At 69.2% G+C, this 20,920-nt stretch carries 19 protein-coding genes and 3 pseudogenes; 16 read left to right on the top strand and 6 right to left on the bottom strand.

Annotated elements, in window-relative coordinates; translation table 11 throughout:
- Positions 1-76 precede the first annotated feature (76 nt).
- From ASF65_RS11165 to ASF65_RS22040, 5 genes and pseudogenes are all read left to right on the top strand, one after another.
- Positions 77-1,027 (top strand): NAD(P)-dependent oxidoreductase, encoded by a 951-nt coding sequence (locus tag ASF65_RS11165; protein ID WP_055888861.1) that lies wholly within the window; start codon positions 77-79, stop codon positions 1,025-1,027.
- Positions 1,028-1,036: 9 nt separating this feature from the next.
- Positions 1,037-2,731 (top strand): extracellular solute-binding protein, encoded by a 1,695-nt coding sequence (locus tag ASF65_RS11160; protein ID WP_055888860.1) that lies wholly within the window; start codon positions 1,037-1,039, stop codon positions 2,729-2,731.
- 25 nt (positions 2,732-2,756) lie between these two features.
- Positions 2,757-3,370 (top strand): annotated as a pseudogene (locus ASF65_RS22050) (NAD-dependent epimerase/dehydratase family protein); the annotation flags it as partial.
- A 1-nt stretch (position 3,371) separates the two neighbouring features.
- Positions 3,372-3,884, top strand: a pseudogene (locus ASF65_RS22045) (NAD-dependent dehydratase); the annotation flags it as partial.
- A gap of 1 nt (position 3,885) precedes the next feature.
- Positions 3,886-4,078, top strand: a pseudogene (locus ASF65_RS22040) (NAD-dependent dehydratase); the annotation flags it as partial.
- Positions 4,079-4,199: 121 nt separating this feature from the next.
- On the opposite strand, the gene ASF65_RS11150 reads toward ASF65_RS22040, so the two are convergent.
- The 5 genes from ASF65_RS11150 to ASF65_RS11130 all read right to left on the bottom strand — a co-directional run bounded on the left by ASF65_RS11150 (position 4,200) and on the right by ASF65_RS11130 (position 9,477).
- Complete coding sequence (locus tag ASF65_RS11150; RefSeq protein WP_055888858.1) at positions 4,200-4,973, bottom strand: ABC transporter ATP-binding protein; 774 nt, start codon at positions 4,971-4,973, stop codon at positions 4,200-4,202.
- Positions 4,970-5,827, bottom strand: coding sequence for an ABC transporter ATP-binding protein (locus ASF65_RS11145; RefSeq protein ID WP_055888856.1), 858 nt, complete (start codon positions 5,825-5,827; stop codon positions 4,970-4,972). Before ASF65_RS11145 ends, ASF65_RS11150 begins: the two co-directional genes overlap by 4 nt.
- Entirely contained in the window at positions 5,824-6,747 is a 924-nt protein-coding gene (gene nikC / locus ASF65_RS11140) for a nickel transporter permease (protein WP_055888854.1), read from the bottom strand. The genes ASF65_RS11145 and nikC overlap by 4 nt, the downstream gene beginning before the upstream one ends.
- Positions 6,744-7,769 carry an ABC transporter permease gene (locus ASF65_RS11135; RefSeq protein WP_244486632.1) on the bottom strand — a complete coding sequence of 342 codons (1,026 nt, stop codon included), beginning with the start codon at positions 7,767-7,769 and terminating at the stop codon, positions 6,744-6,746. Before ASF65_RS11135 ends, nikC begins: the two co-directional genes overlap by 4 nt.
- A 97-nt stretch (positions 7,770-7,866) precedes the next feature.
- Positions 7,867-9,477 (bottom strand): ABC transporter substrate-binding protein, encoded by a 1,611-nt coding sequence (locus tag ASF65_RS11130; protein WP_055888852.1) that lies wholly within the window; start codon positions 9,475-9,477, stop codon positions 7,867-7,869.
- 383 nt (positions 9,478-9,860) lie between these two features.
- On the opposite strand from ASF65_RS11130, the gene ASF65_RS11125 reads away from it, so the two are divergent.
- Positions 9,861-10,784, top strand: coding sequence for a sensor domain-containing diguanylate cyclase (locus ASF65_RS11125; protein ID WP_055888850.1), 924 nt, complete (start codon positions 9,861-9,863; stop codon positions 10,782-10,784).
- A 390-nt stretch (positions 10,785-11,174) separates the two neighbouring features.
- Complete coding sequence (locus ASF65_RS11120) at positions 11,175-11,396, top strand: DUF2934 domain-containing protein (protein WP_055888848.1); 222 nt, start codon at positions 11,175-11,177, stop codon at positions 11,394-11,396.
- A gap of 197 nt (positions 11,397-11,593) precedes the next feature.
- Here ASF65_RS11120 and ASF65_RS11115 read toward each other — a convergent pair whose 3' ends face one another.
- Entirely contained in the window at positions 11,594-12,055 is a 462-nt protein-coding gene (locus ASF65_RS11115) for a hypothetical protein (RefSeq protein WP_055888846.1), read from the bottom strand.
- Positions 12,056-12,319: 264 nt separating this feature from the next.
- Here ASF65_RS11115 and ASF65_RS11110 point away from each other — a divergent pair, with 264 nt between their 5' ends.
- The 9 genes from ASF65_RS11110 to ASF65_RS11070 all read left to right on the top strand — a co-directional run bounded on the left by ASF65_RS11110 (position 12,320) and on the right by ASF65_RS11070 (position 20,887).
- Positions 12,320-12,928, top strand: a complete 609-nt coding sequence (locus ASF65_RS11110) for a cupin domain-containing protein (RefSeq protein WP_055888843.1) — start codon at positions 12,320-12,322, stop codon at positions 12,926-12,928.
- A gap of 225 nt (positions 12,929-13,153) precedes the next feature.
- Entirely contained in the window at positions 13,154-14,092 is a 939-nt protein-coding gene (locus ASF65_RS11105) for a substrate-binding domain-containing protein (protein WP_055888841.1), read from the top strand.
- A gap of 78 nt (positions 14,093-14,170) precedes the next feature.
- Complete coding sequence (locus tag ASF65_RS11100) at positions 14,171-14,965, top strand: ATP-binding cassette domain-containing protein (protein WP_055888839.1); 795 nt, start codon at positions 14,171-14,173, stop codon at positions 14,963-14,965.
- The gene (locus ASF65_RS11095) at positions 14,962-15,987 is read left to right on the top strand and encodes an ABC transporter permease (RefSeq protein ID WP_055888837.1); all 1,026 of its coding nucleotides are present in this window, start codon (positions 14,962-14,964) and stop codon (positions 15,985-15,987) included. The genes ASF65_RS11100 and ASF65_RS11095 overlap by 4 nt, the downstream gene beginning before the upstream one ends.
- Before the next feature lie 4 nt (positions 15,988-15,991).
- Positions 15,992-17,086 (top strand): phosphotriesterase, encoded by a 1,095-nt coding sequence (locus ASF65_RS11090; RefSeq protein ID WP_055888835.1) that lies wholly within the window; start codon positions 15,992-15,994, stop codon positions 17,084-17,086.
- 30 nt (positions 17,087-17,116) lie between these two features.
- A complete protein-coding gene (locus ASF65_RS11085) occupies positions 17,117-17,884 on the top strand; it encodes a glutamine amidotransferase (protein WP_055888833.1) in 768 nt (255 codons plus the stop codon).
- Between the two features lie 14 nt (positions 17,885-17,898).
- A complete protein-coding gene (locus ASF65_RS11080) occupies positions 17,899-18,804 on the top strand; it encodes a PfkB family carbohydrate kinase (RefSeq protein ID WP_055888831.1) in 906 nt (301 codons plus the stop codon).
- Positions 18,801-19,643 carry a BtpA/SgcQ family protein gene (locus ASF65_RS11075; RefSeq protein ID WP_055888829.1) on the top strand — a complete coding sequence of 281 codons (843 nt, stop codon included), beginning with the start codon at positions 18,801-18,803 and terminating at the stop codon, positions 19,641-19,643. Before ASF65_RS11080 ends, ASF65_RS11075 begins: the two co-directional genes overlap by 4 nt.
- On the top strand, positions 19,640-20,887 hold the full coding sequence (locus tag ASF65_RS11070) for a Zn-dependent hydrolase (protein ID WP_055888826.1): 1,248 nt from the start codon (positions 19,640-19,642) through the stop codon (positions 20,885-20,887). Before ASF65_RS11075 ends, ASF65_RS11070 begins: the two co-directional genes overlap by 4 nt.
- Positions 20,888-20,920: the final 33 nt, after the last annotated feature.

The raw sequence follows: 20,920 nt of genomic DNA, 5'->3' as shown, positions 1-20,920 counted from the left end.
GCGCATCGTTCACAACTTGGGCTCACCGCGCGGACCCGCGAAAAGACGGGCGGCGCCGGAGGGGAGGAGCTTCGACATGAGCGAGGATGCACCGCGCGTCGGATGGATCGGCACCGGCAAGATGGGGCGCCCGATGAGCCGGCGCGTCCTGAACGCGGGAATGCCCGTCACGATCTACGAGCCGCTCGCGCAGAACCGGGCGAGCCTCGTGGCGGAAGGGGCGGAGGTCGCCCATACGCTCGCCGATCTTCTGGCCGCCGCCGACATCGTGGCGCTGACGATCCCGAACGACGAGGTGCTGGACGAACTGGCGCTCGGCGCGGGCGGGTTCGCGGACCAGATGCGTCCCGGCCAGATCCTGATGGAGATGAGCACGGTCTCGCCCGACATCTCCGCGCGGCTGGCCGCGACCCTTGCCGAACGGGGCGTCGCCTACCTGCGCGCACCGGTGTCCGGCTCGACCGCGACGGCGGCGAGCGGACAGCTCTCGGTGATCGTGTCGGGTCCCGAGGCGGCCTTCCATGCCGCACGGCCGGTGCTCGCCTGCTTCTCGGCCCACCAGTTCCACGTCGGCAACGCCGAGGAGGCGCGCTATCTCAAGCTCGTCCTCAACGCGCTGGTCGGGTCGATGTCGGCGCTCGTCGCCGAGGCTCTGACGCTCGGGCGCAAGGGCGGCCTCGACACCGCCACCATGCTCGACGTCATCGCGCACAGCGCCGTCGCCTCGCCGCTTCTCGCCTACAAGCGCGACCTCCTCGTGTCGCGCGACTTCGACCCGGCCTTCACGGTCGAGCAGATGATGAAGGACTTCGATCTGATCCTCGGCGCCGCGCGTCACGACCACGTGCCGATGCATCTGACAGCGCTGGTGCGCCAGCAATATGAGGGCGCCTACGCGGCCGGGCTTGCGGGCCAGGACTTCTTCGTGCTCCTCGAGCAATGCGAGCGGCAGGCCGGCTTTGCGCCGACGGAGGCGTCGACGGGCGCGAGCGACGACCGGCAGCAGGCCGCCGCACATCGTCGCTGAGGCCCCGCGTTGAACGAATACGAGATCCTTCGCGTCATCGAGTTCCTGGAGCAGACGCGCGCGCCGTTCCGCGAGACGATGCCGCTCTGCGACGACGAGCCGATCTGGAACATCACCGCCTTCCTGATGAAGTCGGAAATCCGCGGCCAGATGGTGACCGTGTCGATGCTGGCGCAGGTGACGGGCGTGCCTTACGCGACGTCGATGCGGCTGATCGGGCGCATGGTGGACGGCGGCGTGATCCTGCGCGTGCCGCGCGGGCGCACCGGCAAGAGCCATTCGCTCCATCCGGGCGACGAGATGCGTCGCGCCTTCACCGCCTATGCGCGGTCGATGAAGGCGCTGATCGCGCGCACGGTGGGACTGCGCGGGTCGGGCGAGGACGAGGAGCAGTATTACTTCGGCGGGACGCCGCTGGCCTCGCACCCGCCGCCGCCGCCGCGCCTGATGGAGCGGCGCGCCGGCGCGGGACCCGACATCCGCTTCCTGCTCAACGACGACAACTACTTCTCGGCCATGCGCAACATGTGGGTGGATCTGCGCAGCAATCTCGCCGCCTCGCGCGACTTCAGCCTGCGTCGGCTGCCCGATCTCCACCGCGAGCTTCTGGCGAACGCGCAGCGTCCCGTGTCGAGCTACGACGTCGTCACGGTCAACATGCCCTGGCTCGGCGAGATGGCGGGGCAGGGGCTCCTGCGCCCCCTCGACCCGCTGATCTCGTCCGGCGTCCTCGATCTCACCGACTTCCATCCGGTGATCCAGTCCACCGCCGACTGGCAGGGCGAGACGTTCGGCGTGCCGATCTACTGCACGATCGCGATCCTGGCGGCGCGCAAGGACCTGTTCGAGGAGCGCAACCTCGCGTTCCCGAAGACCTTCGACGACGTGATCGACAGCGGCCGGCGCTTCCATCAGCCCGAACAGGGCCGCTACGGAATCGTCTTCGACGGCGCGCGTGGCATGCCGATCGCCTCGACCTTCCTGTTCTTCCTCGGCGCCTGCGGCTCGCCCCCGATCGCGCCGAAGGGCGGCGGCCCCATCCGCGCGGGCGACGCCGAGGAGATGGTCTCGCTGATCGACGGGCCGGCGGGCCGCGCGGCGCTCGACTACATGCGACGCCTTCTCGAGATCGCGCCGCCCGACGCGCTCGATCTTGCGTGGGACCAGAACCTCTCCCTGTTCCTGTCGGGCCGCGCCTCCATGGCCTATTGCTGGACCATGCGCGCCTCACGCATGGAATACGACGTCCAGTCGGTGGTGAAGCGCAAGGTCGAGTACCTGCCGCAGCCGGCGGGACCCGGCGGCGGTCGCGCCTCGCCGATCGGCGGTTTCCTGCTCGCGATCCCCGCCAATCTGCCGGAGGATCGCGTCGGCCTCGCCGCTGAGGCGATCGCCTGGATGACGTCGGAAAAGGCGATGCATGCGCATGTGCGCAACGGCTTTCCCGTGGCGCCGCGCTTCTCGACCAGCGCCGACCCGGAGGCTAGCGCCGGCTCGCCGATCGTGCGCTTCGTCGACGGTCTCGCGCGTCGCCAGCTCCTGACCACGTGGCAGCGCCCGAACCTGCCGGTCTACACGCGCATGGAGGCCGTGATCGGCCGCGAGATCCATGCCGCGCTGTCGCGCGACAAGAGCGTCGACGCGGCGCTGGCGGACGCTGGATCGGCGATCGGCGAGCTCCTGCGACAGCCGGCACCCGTTTGACTTTCACAGATCAAGGAGTTGCATGATGAAGAAGACAGCGCTGGTTGTGGGAGCGAGCGGGATCGTGGGCAGCGCGACGGCCTCGCGTCTCCTGTCGGAGGGATGGACGGTGCATGGGCTGGCCCGCCGGCCGGTGGAGCAGCCGGGCGTCCGTCCCGTGGCCGCCGACCTGCAGGACGCGGCCGGAACGGCGAACGCTCTGCGCGACCTAAAACCCGACAGCGTCTTCATCACGACCTGGTTGCGTCAGCCGACCGAGGCCGAGAACATCCGCGTCAACGCTGGCATGGTGCGCAACCTCCTCGACGGCCTGCGCGCCGCAGGCGGCGGGGTGCGCCACGTCGCGCTCGTCACCGGCCTCAAGCACTACCTCGGACCCTTCGAGGCCTACGGCAAGGGCGAGCTGCCCGAGACCCCGTTCCGCGAAAGCCAAGGCCGCCTCGACGTCGCCAACTTCTACTACGCGCAGGAGGACGAGGTCTTCGCCGCCGCCCGGCGCGACGGCTTCACCTGGAGCGTCCACCGCCCGCACACGGTGATCGGCAAGGCGGTCGGCAACGCGATGAACATGGGCACGACGCTCGCGGTCTACGCCACGCTCTGCCGCGAGACCGGCCGCCCGTTCCGCTTCCCCGGCTCNGGCAAGGCGGTCGGCAACGCGATGAACATGGGCACGACGCTCGCGGTCTACGCCACGCTCTGCCGCGAGACCGGCCGCCCGTTCCGCTTCCCCGGCTCGGCGGCGCAGTGGAACGGCCTCACCGACATGACGAGCGCCAGCCAGCTGGCGCGCCATCTCCTGTGGGCGGCGACGACGCCGCAGGCGGCCGACGAGGCGTTCAACATCGTCAACGGCGACGTCTTCCGCTGGAAGTGGATGTGGGCGCGCATCGCGGACTGGTTCGGGCTGGAGCCCGCCCCGTTCGACGGCACGGTCATCCCGTTGGAGGAGCAGATGCGCGACGACGCGCCGGTGTGGCGTCGCATTGCCGAGCGTGAGGGGCTGGCCGAAGCGGACCTCGATCGTCTCGCCTCGCCCTGGCACACGGATGCCGACCTCGGCCGTCCGTTCGAGGTGATGACCGACATGGGCAAGTCGCGCCGCCTCGGCTTCCTCGGCGCCTCGGCGGACCGCGAGTTCGACAACAACTCGNTGAGGGGCTGGCCGAAGCGGACCTCGATCGTCTCGCCTCGCCCTGGCACACGGATGCCGACCTCGGCCGTCCGTTCGAGGTGATGACCGACATGGGCAAGTCGCGCCGCCTCGGCTTTCTCGACTACCAGCCGACCGACGACGCCTTCTTCGACCTCTTCGAACGCCTGCGCGCCGACCGGCTCATCCCGTAACGGCGCAACGCTTCGACGACCCGTGCCACCGCCCCGCAGTCGCTCCGGCTGCGGGGCGGTAAGCGCTGGTCCGGCCCTACGCTCCGAAGGGGGCAGGGGATGCGCCCGCCGCCGGTTCTGCCTAGGCGGCGGGCGGGCGCACGAAACCGTCGCTCGCCGTCATCAGCGTCCGCGCGTAATCGGACGCGACATCGCGCGTTGCGAGGCGACCCTCCTCCAGCGCTTCCACCGCCTCGCCGCCTCGCATGACGAGGAGGCGCTCGCACATGTGGTCGACCACGGCGAGGTCGTGGCTGACGAAAAGGTAGGTCAGGCCGCGCTCGGCGCGAAGACGCGTCAGGAGGTTCAGGACCTCGGCCTGGATCGAGGCGTCGAGCGCCGAGGTCGGCTCGTCGAGAAGCAGGACCGACGGCTCGAGGATCAGCGCGCGGGCGATCGCGATGCGCTGGCGCTGTCCGCCCGAAAGCTGGTGCGGCAGGCGGAAGCGGAAGGCCGGGTCGAGCCCGACATCCGACAGCGCCTGGAGGACCCGCCGGTCGCGATCCTTCAGCCCATGGATCGCCAGCGGCTCGGACAGGATGCGGTCGATCGTGTGGCGCGGGTGCAGCGAGCCGTAGGGGTCCTGAAACACCATCTGGACGCGGGCGGCGAAGCGCTTGTCGCGCCGCTCCCCCAGCCTTTCGCCATCGACCCGAATCTCGCCCGACGAGATCGGCGCCAGCCCGCAGATGGCGCGCAGGATCGTGGACTTGCCTGAACCCGATTCCCCGACGAGACCGAAGGACTCGCCCGTCTCGACCCGGAAGGACACGCCCTTCACCGCGTCGACGCGGTTGCGGCCCTCCCCGAGCGTCACCACGAGATCGCGGACTTCGATGCGGGGGCTCGTCGTCATGCGTTCAGCCATTCCGGTCGGCGGTCGAGCGTCGGCAGGGTGTCGTGTCCGCCGCCGATGCGCGGCAGGCAGGCGAGAAGCCCCTGCGTATAGGGGTGGCGCGCTTGGCCGAGCCGGTCGGCCTCGATCTCCTCGACGATCCGCCCGCGATACATCACGAGCACCCGGTCGCAGAAGGTCGAGACAAGGCGAAGGTCGTGGCTGATGAAGAGGAGCCCCATGCCGCGCCCGCGTACGAGACCGTCGAGGATCCGCAGGACCTCGAGCTGTACGGTGACGTCGAGCGCCGAGGTCGGCTCGTCGGCGATCAGGAGTTCGGGCTCCGGGATCAGCATCATCGCGATCATGACGCGCTGCCCCATGCCGCCCGACAATTCGTGCGGATAGGATCGCAGGACGCGCTCGGGATCGCGGATCTGCACGTCCTCCAGCATCGCGATCATGCGGCGCCGCGCTTCCGTGGACGAGATGCGCCCGTGCGCGCGCAGCGCCTCGCCGAGCTGCCGGTCGATCCGCATCACCGGGTTCAGCGAATATTTCGGGTCCTGCATGACCATGGCGATGCGCCGGCCGCGCACCGCGCGCATCTCCTTTTCGGACAGGCCGATGAGATCGGTGCCGCGAAAGGCGAGGCGGTCGGCCGCCACGTGCCCGGGCGGGCGCACGAGACGCAGGATCGCACGCCCCGTCATCGACTTGCCCGAACCAGATTCGCCGACGATCGCGACCCGCTCCCGCCCGACATCGAAGGAGATGCCGCGCACGGCCTCCACCAGTCCGCGCCGCGTATCGAACCCGACCGTGAGGTTGCGTACTTCGAGAAGCGGCGCGTCGGACGAGACGGGTCCGCTCATTGCTGGCCGCTCCGGGGATCGAGGATGTCGCGAAGCGCGTCGCCGAGGAGGTTGAAGGCGAGGCTGACCAGCAGGATCGCGATGCCGGGGATCGTCGCGACCCACCAGTGGGTCAGGAGGTACTGGCGGCCCGACGAGATCATCGCGCCCCATTCGGCGAGCGGCGGCTGCGCGCCGAGGCCGAGGAAGCCGAGACCGGCCGCCGTCAGGATGATGCCGGCCATGTCGAGGGTGATGCGCACGATCACCGAGGACAGGCACATCGGCATGATGTGACCGGTGATGATGCGCAGCGTGCCCGCCCCCTGCAGCCGGGCGGCGGCGATGTAGTCGGAGCGCCGCACGGTCAGCGTCTCGGCGCGCGCGACGCGGGCATAGGGCGGCCATGCGGTCAGCGCGATGGCGAGGACCGCGTTCTCGATGCCGGGCCCGAGCGCTGCGACGAAGGCGAGCGCCAACACGAGGCGGGGGAAGGCAAGGAAGATATCGGTGACGCGCATCAATACGCGGTCGGTCCAGCCACCGAGCGTCCCGGCGACGGTGCCGATCACGAGGCCGAGCACCGGCGCCGTCAGCGCGACCAGCGCGACGACGTAGAGCGTGACGCGCGAGCCGTAGACGAGCCGGCTCCAGACGTCGCGGCCGAGTTCGTCGGTCCCCAGCCAATGTCCGGCGCCGGGCGGCAGGAGGCGCGTGGAGAGGTTCTGCGCGTTGGGATCGTGGGTGGCGAAAAGCGGCGCGAAGGCCACCATCAGGAGAAGGGTCGCGATGAGAACGAGGCCGATCATCGCCAGCGGATTGCCGCTGAGGATGCGCCATCCCTGGTACAGCGAGACGGCGCGCGCCTGCAGCCGCGAGCGCGGCGTGTCGGTCGTCAGCCAGCCGATCCAGCCGGCGGAGGTCGAGGCCGCCCCGCTCATCGCGCCCTCGGATCGACCAGCGTGTAGACGAGGTCGGACAGGATGTTGAGGACGACGAAGACCGCGCCGATCACCAGCGTGCCGCCGAGCACCGCGTTGAAGTCGGCGGCGAAGAGCGCCTGCGTGATGTAGAGCCCGAGGCCGGGCCAGGCGAAGACAGTTTCGGTGAGCACCGAGCCCTCCAGAAGTGCGGCATAGGAGAGGGCGATCACGGTGACGAGCGGCACCATCGCGTTGCCGAGCGCATGGACCCAGACGACGCGACGCTCCGACACGCCCTTGACGCGCGCGGTCGTCACATAGTCCTGCGACAGCTGCTCCAGCATGAACGAGCGCGTCATGCGCGAGATGTAGGCGAGCGAGAAGTAGCCGAGCACCAGGGCCGGCAGGATCAAGTGCGACAGGGCGTTGCGGAATACGTCCCATGCGCCCGACAGCGCGGAATCGATGAGGATCGAGCCGGTCACCGGCGTCACGTCGAACTCGTAGGCGAGCTCGTAGGAGACGTCGAGCCGCCCGGGACCGCCGACCCAGCCGAGCTGCCCGTAGAACACGAGAAGCGCGATGAGGCCGAGCCAGAAGACCGGCATCGAATAGCCGAGAAGCCCGACGACGCGGATCGCCTGATCCTGCCATCGCCCCTGATGCACCGCGCCGACGACGCCCGCGGGCACGCCGATGAGGACGCCGATCAGCGTCGCGAGCGTGGCGAGTTCCAGCGTTGCCGGAAAGGCCGAGGCGATGTCCTCGACGACGGGGCGCGAGGTGAGGTTCGAGCGTCCGAGATCGCCCGTCGCGACGTCGCCGAGATAGCGCACGAACTGCACGGGGAGCGGCTGGTCCAGACCGAGCGAGACGCGCGCGGCATCGTACTGCGCCTGCGTCGCCCGGTCGCCGACGATCGCGAGCACCGGATCGACCGGCACGACGCGCGCGATGAGGAAGGTAACGAAGAGGAGGCCGAAGAGCGTCAAGAGCAGGCTGGACAGGAGGCTCGCGCCGCGCGAGACGAAGCGCGGCAGGCCGAAGGCGCGCAGCCCCGAGCGGGCGCCGTGCAGCGCCGGCTCGTCGATCACGGGCGGGCTCAACGGCCCGCCCCCACGGTCCTGGCGATCACGCTTACTGCGCCGTCTTGGTGACGGTCCAGTAGAAGGCCGAGGCCACCGCGCTGCCGGTCTTGAAGCCGTCGACGCCCTTGCGCACGGCCGGCTGCTCAGAGCGCTGGAAGAGGACCGCGATCGGCGAGGCCATCTGCTCGTGGCGCTGCATGTCCTCGTAGAGCTTGGCGCGCTTGGCCTCGTCCTTCTCGACCACGGCGGCAGCAACCTGCGGCGTCGTCTCCGTGGCGGCGTAGGCGTTGCGCCAGGCGAGGTTGCCGACGAGGGCGCCCGCGTCGGAATTGTCGGCGTTGGCGGCGAAGACCGAGGCGTTGGTCTGCGGGTCCGGATAGTCCGGGCCCCAGGTCTGCAGCGTCAGCTTGTGGTTGCGCGCGCGGTAGATCGAGAGCGCCTCGGCGCCCGTCACCGAGCGGAGCGAGGCCTTGATGCCGGCCTGGGCGAGCGTCCCCTGAATGGCCTGCGCGATGTCGACGCGCTCCTTCTCGTTGCGGATCAGGATCTCGGTCTCGAACCCGTCGGGATAGCCGGCCTCGGCCAGAAGCGCCTTGGCCTTGGCGACGTCGAGCTTGAACGGCTTGTCCTCGATCGCGCCGAGGAAACCGGCGGGCAGGAAGGACTGGTGCACCTGCTCCTGACCCTTCAGGAGCTGGCTGGTGATGCCGTCGTAGTCGATCAGGTACTTGATCGCCTCCATCACCTTCGGCTTCGACAGGATCTCGTCCTTCTGGTTGCCGGAGAGATAGTAGACCTGGCCGCGCAGCTCGGTCTGGACCTTGAGGTTGGGGTCCTTCTCAACGGAGGCGATGTCGGTCGGCCCGAGGTTGCGCGCGACGTCGACGTCGCCCTTCTGGAGAAGGAGAAGCTGCGTGGCGGGCTCCACGACGTGGCGCACGAAGACGCGCTTCATCGCGACCTCGCGGTCGAAGTTCGGGTTGGCGTCGAGCACCACGGACTCGTTCGGCTTCCAGGCGCGCAGGACATAGGGACCCGAGCCCGCCGAATGGGTGTCGAGCCAGGTGTTGCCGTAATCCTCGCCGGCGTTCTCCATCACCACCGCCTTGTCGACGATCGAGCCGACCTCGGCGGTCAGCGCGTTGTAGAGGAAGGACGGGGCGTAGGGCTTGTCGGTGACGATCTGCAGCGTCGAGGCGTCCACCGCCTTCACGGTCTGGTCGACGTTGTCCTTGGTCAGGCCGAACTGGGTGAGGATGAAGGCCGGCGTCTGGTCGAGCTTCACGACGCGCTGGAGCGAGAAGGCCGCGTCCTCCGCCGTCACCGGATTGCCGGACGCGAACTTGCGCCCCTCGGCCATCTTGAAGGTGAAGGTCAGGCCGTCGTCGCTTACCGACCAGCTGGCGGCCAGACCCGGCACCGGCTTCAGCGTCTGCGGGTCGATCTCGACCAGCGTCTCGTAGATGTTGTTGATCTGGTCCTGCCCTGAGAACTCGAAGCTTTCGGCCGGGTCGAGCGACTTCATGTCGTCGATGCCGTTGGCGATCACCAGCGTGTCGGCCGGGGTCTCGGCCAAGGCCACCGAACCCGCGGCGACCGATCCCAGAAGCACGGTCCCGGCAAACAGGCGGCAGGCGAGCGAACGGAGAGAAGAAGACACGGGCGACCTCGTCGGGTTCGTGGAGCGAGCAGGAGCGGCGAGAGGGAATCCCGTCACGTCCCGGTGAGGGGACGCTATGCGATGATGAAACGGGCGGCAAGCGTGTGCGCTGCACAAAGCCGGGGCGTTCGGTCGGGACGTCTCGCGTATGCCGAGACCGGACGTCAGCTCGTCGGCGCCCTCTTCGATGATCGGCCAAGCCGGGAAGCGTCGGTCCGGTCGCGCGGCGAAAGCAAACCGATGCAATTCGGATTTCCACGATGTCTCGCGGGCGCTGGGGTCGTGATCGAAGGTGAGCCAGCCACACGTCGACCGACCTGTGGTTAGCCATTTCTCAAATACGGTTCGAGCAATGTGACGCGACGGCAACCCGGGGGCGTGGCGTGGACCTGACTCTCAGCCTGAACGCCATCGACGTGCCGATCTTCGTGGTCGACGTCGAGCCCGGGCCGCACTTTCGCATCGTCGGCATGAACCGCGCGGCCGAGAACGAGACCGGCCGGTCGAGCGACAGTCTCGCCGGGCTGAGCTTCGAGGACTGCGCGCCGTCGGCCAAGGCCAGCATGCTGACCGATCGCTACGGGGTGTGCGTTCGCACGCGCCGCTCGATGCAGTTCGAGGAGCGGGGCGAGATGTCGCCGACCGGCGACTGGTACCGGACGACGCTCTCGCCCTGCATCGACGATGAGACCGGCGAGGTCTTCCGCATCCTCACGATCTGCCAGAACATCACCCCGACGAAGCGTCTGGCGAAGGCTGCGTCCAAGGATGCGCTGACGGGTCTCGCAAACCGGCGCGGGTTCGACACGATGGTAACCGATCGGTGCGACGAGGCGGTCTATTCGCGCCGCAACTTCTCGCTGGCGGTCGTCGATCTGAACGGCCTTAAGGCGATCAACGACACGTACGGCCACGGTACGGGGGACGAGGCGATCCGACGGGTGGGCGCCTGGCTCGCGGCAATGCTTCGCCCCGGCGAGGTGGTCGCGCGCGTCGGCGGCGACGAGTTCCATCTGATCGTCGAGGAAACGACGCAGGCGTCCCTCGACGGACGCCTCCAATGCCTCCGGCAGGCGGCGGGCCTCGAACTGGCAAGGCCGGACGGGGCATTGCGTGTCACCGTCTCGGCCGGCGGAGCGGTCTGGCACCCGGGCGACGACGTTGCCGTCACGCTCATGGCCGCGGACGCTGCGATGTATGCGCGAAAGGCAGCGCTCCGCCCGCCACGGGCGCCGGGCGATCCCGCCGCATTCGCGCTCCAGGCTCACAACGGTCGGTCAGGCGGCCCCTTCGACGGCGATGTCTGACCCCGTCTGCAAACGCTCCGTTTGAGCACCGGCAGGCGAGGAGAGGGGCGCTGTGCCGGCTGCGCAAGATCGGGCCGCATTCGCAAGAGGATGCCCGCCACCCGACGCGTCTTCCCAAGGAGACAAAGATGGCCTCGGTTCGCGCGTTCCGTCTGCGCGGTCGGCCCGGCAACCTTGCGTTCGGTGACCCTCCACATCCATCACGAGCCCACCGAAGCCTGGACCTAGCGGCAAGCCCCCTTGCCTGACGCGTCAGTCTTTTAGGGAGGAACACAGACAATTTCGGCACGCGTCTCGACAAGTCGAGAGTGGGCCCGATGTAGAGGTTCTTTCCGATCATGCGGGTGGCGCGAACGTCCGATCGCGCCGCAGGAACCGCGGAGGCCGACCATGACACTGTTGAGCCATCACCCCCTGTCAGGCGCCGCCTGTTCGATCTCCACCGGCTGCCTGGAAGACACGACGAAGCGCGTGCGCGATCGCGCCTATCAACTCTGGGAGGCGGCGGGCCGTCCCTGGGGCCACGAGCACGAGTTCTGGGCCAAGGCCTCCGCCGAGATCGAGGGCGACTGGCTCTCGCTCGTGAAGGCGGACCGAATCGTCGCCCGCTGAGCCTTCGTCGGCGACGACGGACCGACGGCCGCATGACGCGGTTCGCCGGTCCGTCGCGATGCCCCAGGCGCGCTTGCCCTGCGGAATCGACGCCTTGGAGGCGTGTTGCCCTCCTCGGTCGAGGCATGGCCGGCCAAGTCTGGGCCTCGGTCTGAACGCCCGGCCTCCGTCACGGCGCCGAAGCTCGGCTCGTCCCGTCAGGCGGCGAAGCGCGAAACGGCTCTGACGTGGATCGGACGGAAGGGGCGGGCCGCCGCCGCGCCGCGCGGGGGCGGATCGTCGTCGCGTCCGCCCGGATTTGCGGCGAAGTGCCCACGGCGAAAGCCGTGACCGATCCTGACGCCGGTGCCCGACCGGCCGCCGTCGGCCACGCCGTCGAGCGCGCAGATCGCCGCGAGGATCTCGTCGATCTCGACGACGGCGCCGCTGTCGAGCTGCCTCTGAGACGGCCTGTTCGGAACGGCGCGTCGGTTGGAAGCCCAGGATGCCAGGATCGCCCGCTTTCGGGCCGTCGAGAGCGTCTCGTCGGACAGGACGTTGTCCGGGTGGTTGAAGGTGCAGACCCCTCTCCGGTCGTCGGTCGGCCGTGAGATGTCGATGCTGTCGGCATCCTCGTCCAGCGGGCCGAACAGCGTCGGGGGGAGCTTTGGGTTTCGCATGCCACATCCTCCTTGCGGTCAACATGGATACGGTGCGGAGCGCCGCCGGCGCCGCGCTTGGCCGGACGCGTTCGTCCGGCTGCAAAAATCTGGACCTTTGGGCGGCGCGGTTCAAGAGTTCGTTGGCGCCGGACCGCTCGAAGCGCGTGGCGGCGACATAGACGACGGATCGTGACGCCGCCGCGTTGCACTGTGTTCAACAGACTTGAAAATACTTCCCTGTTCCCGTCTAGTTCCTGCAGAAGAGCTCCGGGATCGACGGCGATGAACACGAACACACTGCCCGTGGATGCGGCGCGAGGGGCCGGCGAGGCGTCCGCCAAGCTCGGCGTCCGGTTGAAGCTGGCGCGCCAGACCAAGGGCATGACCCTCAAGGGGCTCGCGGCGGCAGCCGGCTGTTCGGAAAGCCTTCTGTCCAAGATCGAGAACGGCAAGGCGTCGCCCTCGCTACCAATGCTGCACCGGCTGGTGGAGGCGCTCGATACAAATATCGGCCGCATGTTCGAGGAGGTCGACGGCGAAGAGGGCATCGTGTTTCGTGCCGGCCAGCGGCCGATGATCACTCTCGATCCGCTGCGGCAGGGCGACGGCGTCACGCTCGAGCGCGTCATCCCCTATTCCGCCGGTCATCTTCTCCAGTGCAACATCCACCATATCGACGTCGGCGGTGCGAGCGCCGGGCCGATCCGGCACGTGGGAGAAGAGGTCGGCTATGTCGTGGCGGGGGAGGTGGAACTGATCGTGAACGATCGGTCGTTTCGGCTTCGCGAGGGGGATTCCTTCGCCTTCCAGTCCGAGCGGCCCCATCACTACCGCAACAACGGGACGAAGCGCGCGAGCATTTTCTGGGTGAATACGCCGCCCACCTTCTAGGCAGGTCGCGACGACTTCTCTGGACGGCGAAGACGGTGTTGCCGGGATCGGCGCAGGAAACGCAGCGCACAATCCCCCTGCGGCACTGCACAATGCGAGGGCATCTCTTGCGTCTGCCGATCGCTTGCGCAATTCAGTTGACAAGCGTTCAAGTCTCTTGAATTCTTCCGATGCCGCGGATGGCATGGCCCCTGGATCGGGCCCTCGATCATGGAGAATCGGAAAATGCGCCTTTCCCATTTCCTTGCCGGCACCGCCGTCGCCCTGACGGTTCTGGCCGGCAACGCCTCGGCGGCGCTCGCCGACACCTACGCCTTGGTGACGATCAACCAGCAGGCCCTGTTCTTCAACCAGATCAACGACGGCGCGAAGGCCGCGGCCAAGGCCGCCGGCGCCGAACTCGTGATCTTCGACGCCAACAACGTGCCGGCCGCGCAGAATACGGCGATCGAGAACTACATCACGCAGAAGGTCGACGGCATCATCCTGATCGCCATCGACGTGAACGGCGTGAAGCCCGCCATCTCCGAGGCCAAGAAGGCCGGCATCCCGGTGATCGCGATCGACGCGCAGATCCCGAACGGCGACAACGTCGCCTTCGTCGGCGTCGACAACATGAAGGCGGGCGAGGAGATCGGCAAGTTCTACGCCGACTACGTCAAGTCGCAGATGAAGGGCGAGGCGACCGTCGGCGTCGTCGGCGCGCTCAACTCCTTCATCCAGAACCAGCGCCTCGACGGCTTCAAGAAGGCGGTCGGCGAGAGCGGCGCCAAGGTCGAGTTCCTCGACACGGTGGACGGCCAGAACGTCCAAGACGTGGCGCTCGGCGCCGCCGAGAACCTGATGACCGCCAATCCCACCATGACGACGCTCTACGCGACCGGCGAGCCGGCGCTGATCGGCTCGGTCTCGGCGGTCGAGAGCCAGGGTCGCCAGAGCGACGTGAAGGTCTTCGGCTGGGATCTCACCGCGCAGGCGGTCAAGGGCATCGACGAAGGCTGGGTCGCCGCCGTCGTCCAGCAGGACCCGGCCGGCGAGGGCAAGGCCGCGGTCGAGGCGCTCGCCAAGCTGAAGAAGGGCGGAACCGTCGAGCCGATCATCAACATCCCGGTGACGATCGTGACCAAGGCGAACGTCGACCAGTTCCGGGGCATGTTCAAGTAAGGCCGCCGCCGCGAAAGCGGCCCGATGGACGGGCTCCGGCCCGTCCGCTCCCCGTTTTCCTCCAGACGGAGCGGCGTCATGCCAGCCACCCCCGACCGTGTCCGGATGACCGGCATCTGCAAGCGCTACGGCCCGATCCAGACGCTCAGCGACGTGTCGTTGCATCTGGCGCCCGGCGAAGTGCTCGGCCTCGTCGGCGACAATGGGGCCGGCAAGTCGACCCTGTCGAAGGTCCTGTCCGGCGCGGTCGTGCCCGACAGTGGCACGATCGAGATCGACGGGCAGGCGGTCGCCTTCGCCTCGCCGGCGGACGCCCGCGCCGCTCATGTCGAGATGGTCTATCAGGACCTCTCGCTCTGCGACACGGTGGATGTCGCCGGCAACATCTTCCTCGGCCGCGAGCCGCGGCGCCGGCTTGTCGGGCTCAACCTCCTCGACAAGCGGCGGATGCACGACGAGGCGAGGGCCATGCTGGAGACGCTCGGCATCGTCATCGCCGACACGCGCCTCATGGTCGAGAACCTGTCGGGCGGGCAGCGCCAGTCGATCGCGATCGGCCGCGCCGCCTCGTTCGAGCCGAAGGTCCTCATCATGGACGAGCCGACGGCCGCGCTCGCCGTCGCCGAGGTCGAGGCGGTGCTCGAGCTCATCCGCACCGTCTCGGCGCGCGGCGTCTCGGTGATCCTGATCACCCACCGGTTGCAGGACCTCTTCCTCGTCTGCGACCGCATCCAGGTCATGTACGAGGGCCGCAACGTCGCCGAGCGGCGCATCGCCGACACCAATATCGAGGAGGTCGTGAACCTCATCGTCGGACGCAAGTTCCAGGCGCGCTCGGCGCGCGGCGAAGACGGGCAAGGAGCACGGGCATGAGTTCCAGCGTCGCGGGCGGCAGCGCCCATCTCCATGCGGCAGCGCCGCCGCGGGTGCGCAAGGCCACCCTTCGCGACCGCTTCATCGCCAACGGCGCGGTGGGCTCGATCGCGATCTTCTTCATCCTGGTCTGCCTCCTGTTCAGCCTGACCACCGGCGCCTTCCTCTCGGCGCCCAACCTCCTGAACATCGTCCGCCAGTCCGCGCCGCTCCTCATCGTCGCGGCCTCGATGACCTTCGTCATCACGACGGGCGGCATCGACCTGTCGGTCGGCTCCGTCCTTGCCCTCGTCTGTGCCCTCTCGGCGGCGCTCCTCCAGTGGGGCCTGCCCTGGCCGCTGACGATCCTCGCCATGCTGGCGCTCGGCGCCCTGATCGGCGCGCTGCAGGGTTTCTTCATCGCCTACGAGGGCATCCCGGCCTTCATCGTGACGCTCGCCGGCCTCTCGGTGATCCGCGGCGTCGCGCTCCTGATCACCGGCGGCTATTCGATCCCGATCGAGCCCGACAGCATGTTCGTGACGCTCGGCCGCGGCTGGTTCCTCGGCGTCCCCATCCCGGCCTGGATCGCGCTCGCCGTGCTGCTCGCGGCCTATCTCGCCTTCAACGGCACGCGCTTCGGCCGCTACGTCACAGGCATCGGCGCCAACAAGGAGGCGGTGCGGCGCGCGGGCGTCGACGTCCGGCGCACGCTCCTCAGCGTCTACATGCTTTCGTCGACGGCGGCCGCGCTCGCCGGCGTCGTCCTTGCCGGGCGGCTCGGCTCGGGCTCGTCGAACTCCGGCCAAGGGTTCGAGCTCGACGTCATCGCGGCCGTGGTGCTCGGCGGCACGTCGCTCTTTGGCGGACGCGGGACGATGGTCGGCACCGTGCTCGGCGCGCTGACAGTCGCCGTCATCGCCAACGGCCTGATCCTCGCCCACATGTCGCCGTTCCTGACGCCGATCATCACCGGCTGCATCATCCTTGTCGCGATCTGGCTGAACTTCCGCCTGTTCCGCGGCGCCTCGCGCGGGCGCTGATCCGATGGCGCTCGACTTCCGGGATCCGGCCAGCCGGCGCGCGGCGCCATCCGGCATCGGCGTGCGCTCCGGTCATGTGATGACGGTGGACGGCCCGTCCCCCGTGTCCGACATGGGCGTCACGCTGATGCACGAGCACGTCTTCCTCGACGGCGCCAAGTCCTGGCGCTGTCCGTGCCATCCGCCCGACCCGGTGCGACACGAAGGCCCCGTGCGCATCGAGATCATCGGCGAACTGCGCATGAACCCCTACATGAACCGCGACAACGTCTCGCTCGACGACGGCGATCTCGCGCTGTCGGAACTGAAGATGTTCCAGGCGCTCGGCGGCCACACGGTGGTGGACCCGACGAACTTCGGCATCGGGCGCGACCCGGAAGGGCTGCGGCGCATCCAGCGCATGAGCGGGCTGAAGATCGTGATGGGCTCGGGCTTCTACCTCGAGTTCAGCCATCCCGATTGGCTGAAGGGCATGGACGTCGACGAGGTCGCCGAACTGATCGTGCGCGATGTCGGCGGCGCCGAGGACCGGCCGGAGATCATGGCCGGCATCATCGGCGAGGTCGGCGTCTCCAAGGACTTCACGTCCGAGGAGCGCAAGTCGCTGCGCGGCGCGGCGCGGGCCTCGGCGCGCACGGGCGTGCCGCTCTCGATCCATCTGCCGGGCTGGGAGCGCCTGGCGCACGAGGTGCTGGACGTCGTGGAGGGCGAGGGCGCCGACCTCCGCCACACCGTCCTCTGCCACATGAACCCGAGCCACGACGACATCCCCTACCAGACGAGCCTGGCGCGGCGCGGCGCGTTTCTGGAATACGACATGATCGGCATGGACTACTACTACGCCGATCAGGACGCCCAGTGCCCCTTCGACGAAGAGAACGCGCGCGCGATCCGCACCTTGGTGGACGAGGGCTTCGCCGACCGCATCCTCCTCAGCCAGGACGTCTTCCTGAAGATGATGCTGACGCGCTACGGCGGCTTCGGCTACGCCCACGTGCTGCGCCACTTCGTGCCGCGCCTGAAGCGCCATGGCGTGCCCGAGGCGGTGATCGACGCCATCATGACCGACAATCCGCGCGCCGTCTTCGCGGCCGCCTGATCCTTTTCCCTTTGCTCAAGGAAATTCGATATGACCCGCAAGAAGGTGCTCCTCGCCGGCGAGAGCTGGGTGTCGACCGCGACCCACATCAAGGGCTTCGACCAGTTCCCGACCGTGACCTATCACCAGGGCGCCGACGAGCTTCTGGCCGCGCTGAAGGACAGCGCCTACGACATCACCTTCATGCCCGCCCATGCGGCGCAGAAGGACTTCCCGCAGACCATGGAAGCCCTTCGCGAGTTCGACGCGGTGATCCTGTCCGACATCGGCGCCAACACGCTGCTGCTCCATCCCGACACCTGGATCCACTCCAAGACGACGCCGAACCGGCTGAAGCTCCTGCGCGACTACGTCGATCAGGGCGGCGCGCTCCTGATGTTCGGCGGCTACTATTCCTTCCAGGGCATCAACGGCGGCGCGCGTTATGCCCGCACGCCGGTCGAGGACGTCCTGCCCGTCACCTGCCTGCGCTTCGACGACCGCGTCGAGGTGCCCGAGGGCTTCTCGCCCGTGGTGACTGGCGAGGCCTCGCATCCGATCCTGAACGGTTTGGGTTCGGACTGGCCGGTGCTTCTCGGCTACAATGAGGTGGAGCTGAAGCCGGGCGCCGAGGTGCTGGCGACGGTCTCGGCCGACTACGGCTCGCAGCCGCTCCTCGTCACCGGCACGTATGGGCAGGGCCGCTCGGTGGTCTGGACCTCCGACGTCGGCCCGCACTGGCTGCCGGGCGAATTCATCCGGTGGGACGGCTATGCAAAGCTCTTCGGCGCGATGCTCGACTGGGCGACGGCGAAGTAAGGAGTCCGGCGCGAATGGCCGTCCATGTCGTCGGCAACGTCTGTCTCGACACGACATTCCGTCTCGCCCGCTTTCCGGGGCCAGGCGAGACGCTGAATGCCGAGGGTTGCAGCGTCGCGCTCGGCGGCAAGGGCGCCAACCAGGCGCTCGCCGCGTGGCGCGCGGGCGCCGAGGTCATGCTCTGGTCGGCCGTCGGCTCCGACGCCGAGGCGACGCTCGTCCGCCGGGGGCTCGTCGAGGCCGGTCTCTCGGATCATGGCCTCACCGCCCTGCCGCTGCCGACCGACCGCTCCGCCATCATGGTGGACGAGAAGGGCGAGAATCAGATCGTGAGCGCCGTCGCCTGCGCGCGCGCCTTCGATCCGGCACGAAGCGGCTGGCAGGCCGCGGCACGGCCGGGCGACGCGTTCGTTCTGCAGGGCAACCTGACCCCGGGCGCGACGCGCGCGGCGCTCGAGGCGGGGCGGGCGCTCGGCCTCCTGACGGTGCTGAACGCAAGTCCGCTGGGCGAATGCGCCGACGGCCTTCCCGGCGCGCCGGCCGTCACCGTGGTCAACCGCGGCGAGGGCGAGGCGCTGACCGGCGAGCGCGAGCCCGGCCGGATCGCGGAGCGCCTCGCCGGCATGGGCGGCGGCGCGGCGGTGGTCACGCTCGGCGCGCAAGGGTATGTCGCGGTAGCGGCCCCCGCCGCGGCGCCCCGATTTCATCCCGCCGTTCGCGCTGAACCCCTCGACACGAGCGGGGCGGGCGACGTGTTCTGCGGCACGCTGGCCGCCCGGCTGTCGCTCGGCGACGCCTTCGAGCCGGCCCTTCGCCTCGCGGCCCGGGCGGCCGCGGTGGCCGTCACGCGGGCCGGCACCTTCGGCTGCGGCCCGAGCTGCGACGAGTTTCACACATGGCATTCGAGAGAGAGCGCATGAGCACCCCATCCAAGCCCATCGGACAGGCATCCGGCGATGCGCTCCAAGACATCTTCGGCAGTCGCCGCGCCATCATCGGCGTCGTGCATCTCGCGCCGCTGCCGGGAAGCCCGCGCCATGACGGCGAGGCGGTCGAGACGATCTACCAGCGCGGCCTCGACGATGCGCGCGCCTATCTGGAGGGCGGCTGCAACGGGGTGATCGTCGAGAACCACGGCGACGTGCCGTTCTCCAAGCCCGACGCGATCGGCCCCGAGACGGCTGCGCACATGTCGGTGGTCGCCGACCGCATCCGGCGCGAGCTCGGCCGCCCGATCGGCATCAACGTCCTCGCCAATGCCGCCATTCCGGCGCTCGCCATCGCCAGCGCCGCCGGTGCCGCCTTCGTGCGCGTCAACCAGTGGGCCAATGCCTATGTCGCCAACGAGGGCTTCGTGGAAGGCGAGGCGGCGCGCGCCATGCGCTACCGCGCGCAGCTGCGGGCCAAGGGCATCCGCATCTTCGCCGACGCGCATGTGAAGCACGGCGCGCACGCCATCGTCGCCGACCGGCCGGTCGAGGAGCAGGTCAAGGACCTCGTCTTCTTCGACGCCGACGTCGTGATCGCCACCGGCCAGCGCACCGGCCACGTGGCGGAGTTGTCCTACATCCGCATGATCAAGGAGGCGGCGAACCTGCCGACGCTGGTCGGCAGCGGCGTGACGCCCGAGAACGTCGGTGACATCCTCTCGGTCGCCGACGGTGTGATCGTCGCGAGCTCGCTGAAATACGACGGCGTCTGGTGGAACCAGGTCGATCCGGACCGGGTGAAGGCGTTCACGGCCAGGCTCGGACGATGACCGGGCGGCCGGCGATCCGGCCGGACCGCCTGCAGGAGCGCCTCGAGCGTTTCGCCGGGATCGGCGCGACGCCGAAGGGCGGCGTCGACCGGCAGGCGCTCACCGCGGGCGATCGCGAGGCGCGCGCGCTTCTCGCCGGTCTGGCGCGCGACCGGGGCTTCAGCGTGCGCCAGGACGCGGCCGCCAATCTCTTCCTGCGGCGGGAGGGTGCGCACGCGGACCTGCCGCCGCTCATCCTCGGCAGTCACCTCGACACGCAGCCGACGGGCGGCCGCTTCGACGGGGCGCTCGGCGTTCTCGCCGCCTTCGAGGTGCTGGAGGCGCTGGAGGATGCGCGCCTGTCGAGCGAGCGCGCCGTCGAGGTCGCGGTCTGGACCAACGAGGAGGGCAGCCGGTTCGCGCCCGGCGCCATGGGCTCGCAGGCCTTTGCCGCCCGCGCGATCCCGCCCGAGTGGCTGGCGGCGCGCGGCGCGGACGGGGCGGTTCTCGGCGAGGAACTCGACCGAACGGTTGTCTCGCTTGCCGTTCCCGCCGCGCCGCTCGGCTTCCCCATCGCTGCCTATCTCGAGCTCCATATCGAGCAGGGGCCGGTGCTGGAGCGCGAGGACATCCCGGTCGGGGTCGTCACCGGCATCCAGGGCACGCTCTGGCTGGAGATCGAGATCGAGGGGCAGGCGGCCCACGCCGGTACGACGCCCCTTGCGTTCCGGCGCGACCCGATGCGGGCCGCTGCCGCGATCCTCACCGAGCTCTACGGCTCGATCATGCCCGGCGACGAGGACGCCCGCTTCACCGTCGGGCGGATCGAGGCGCGGCCGGGCTCGGTCAACGCCATCCCCGAGCGCGTCCGCTTTACGATCGACCTGCGCCATCCCGACGCCGGCGTGCTCCGCGATCTCGCCGATCGCATCGCCGGTGTCTGCGAGGGGGTCTGTGCGGCCGCCGGATGCGGCCTGTCGATCCGCCGTCTGGTCGACATGCCGCCGATCGCCTTTCCGGCCGAGATGGTGGAGCGGATCGAAGCCAGCGCCCGGCGCATCGGCCTTGCTTCGCGACGCATCGTGTCGGGCGCCTTCCATGATGCGCTCTATCTCGCGCGCTGCGCCCCGGCGGCGATGATCTTCTGTCCCTGCCGCGACGGCATCAGCCACAACGAGGCCGAGCATGTCGAGGCGCGTTTCGTGTCGGCCGGCGCGAGCGTGCTGCTCGAGGCGACCCTCTCGTTCCTCGACGATGCGCGGTAGCGGGGCCGGCCGTCGGGCCGCCCCCGCACCCGC

Origin of the sequence: Aureimonas sp. Leaf324, assembly GCF_001423245.1 — a bacterium.
Lineage (GTDB): Bacteria > Pseudomonadota > Alphaproteobacteria > Rhizobiales > Rhizobiaceae > Aureimonas.
The sequence above is the reverse complement of the archived record's forward strand: the minus strand, read 5'-3'. Positions and strand labels throughout refer to the sequence as shown.

Excerpts from the sequence above, each read along its gene's own strand:
- ASF65_RS11090 (WP_055888835.1), top strand. The coding sequence starts at position 15,992 with ATGGCGCTCGACTTCCGGGATCCGGCCAGCCGGCGCGCGGCGCCATCC.
- ASF65_RS11075 (WP_055888829.1), top strand. The coding sequence starts at position 18,801 with ATGAGCACCCCATCCAAGCCCATCGGACAGGCATCCGGCGATGCGCTC.
- ASF65_RS11165 (WP_055888861.1), top strand. The coding sequence starts at position 77 with ATGAGCGAGGATGCACCGCGCGTCGGATGGATCGGCACCGGCAAGATG.
- ASF65_RS11080 (WP_055888831.1), top strand. The coding sequence starts at position 17,899 with ATGGCCGTCCATGTCGTCGGCAACGTCTGTCTCGACACGACATTCCGT.
- ASF65_RS11070 (WP_055888826.1), top strand. The coding sequence starts at position 19,640 with ATGACCGGGCGGCCGGCGATCCGGCCGGACCGCCTGCAGGAGCGCCTC.
- ASF65_RS11120 (WP_055888848.1), top strand. The coding sequence starts at position 11,175 with ATGACACTGTTGAGCCATCACCCCCTGTCAGGCGCCGCCTGTTCGATC.
- ASF65_RS11100 (WP_055888839.1), top strand. The coding sequence starts at position 14,171 with ATGCCAGCCACCCCCGACCGTGTCCGGATGACCGGCATCTGCAAGCGC.
- ASF65_RS11150 (WP_055888858.1), bottom strand. The coding sequence starts at position 4,973 with ATGACGACGAGCCCCCGCATCGAAGTCCGCGATCTCGTGGTGACGCTC.
- ASF65_RS11110 (WP_055888843.1), top strand. The coding sequence starts at position 12,320 with ATGAACACGAACACACTGCCCGTGGATGCGGCGCGAGGGGCCGGCGAG.
- ASF65_RS11085 (WP_055888833.1), top strand. The coding sequence starts at position 17,117 with ATGACCCGCAAGAAGGTGCTCCTCGCCGGCGAGAGCTGGGTGTCGACC.
- ASF65_RS11095 (WP_055888837.1), top strand. The coding sequence starts at position 14,962 with ATGAGTTCCAGCGTCGCGGGCGGCAGCGCCCATCTCCATGCGGCAGCG.
- nikC (WP_055888854.1), bottom strand. The coding sequence starts at position 6,747 with ATGAGCGGGGCGGCCTCGACCTCCGCCGGCTGGATCGGCTGGCTGACG.
- ASF65_RS11145 (WP_055888856.1), bottom strand. The coding sequence starts at position 5,827 with ATGAGCGGACCCGTCTCGTCCGACGCGCCGCTTCTCGAAGTACGCAAC.
- ASF65_RS11115 (WP_055888846.1), bottom strand. The coding sequence starts at position 12,055 with ATGCGAAACCCAAAGCTCCCCCCGACGCTGTTCGGCCCGCTGGACGAG.
- ASF65_RS11105 (WP_055888841.1), top strand. The coding sequence starts at position 13,154 with ATGCGCCTTTCCCATTTCCTTGCCGGCACCGCCGTCGCCCTGACGGTT.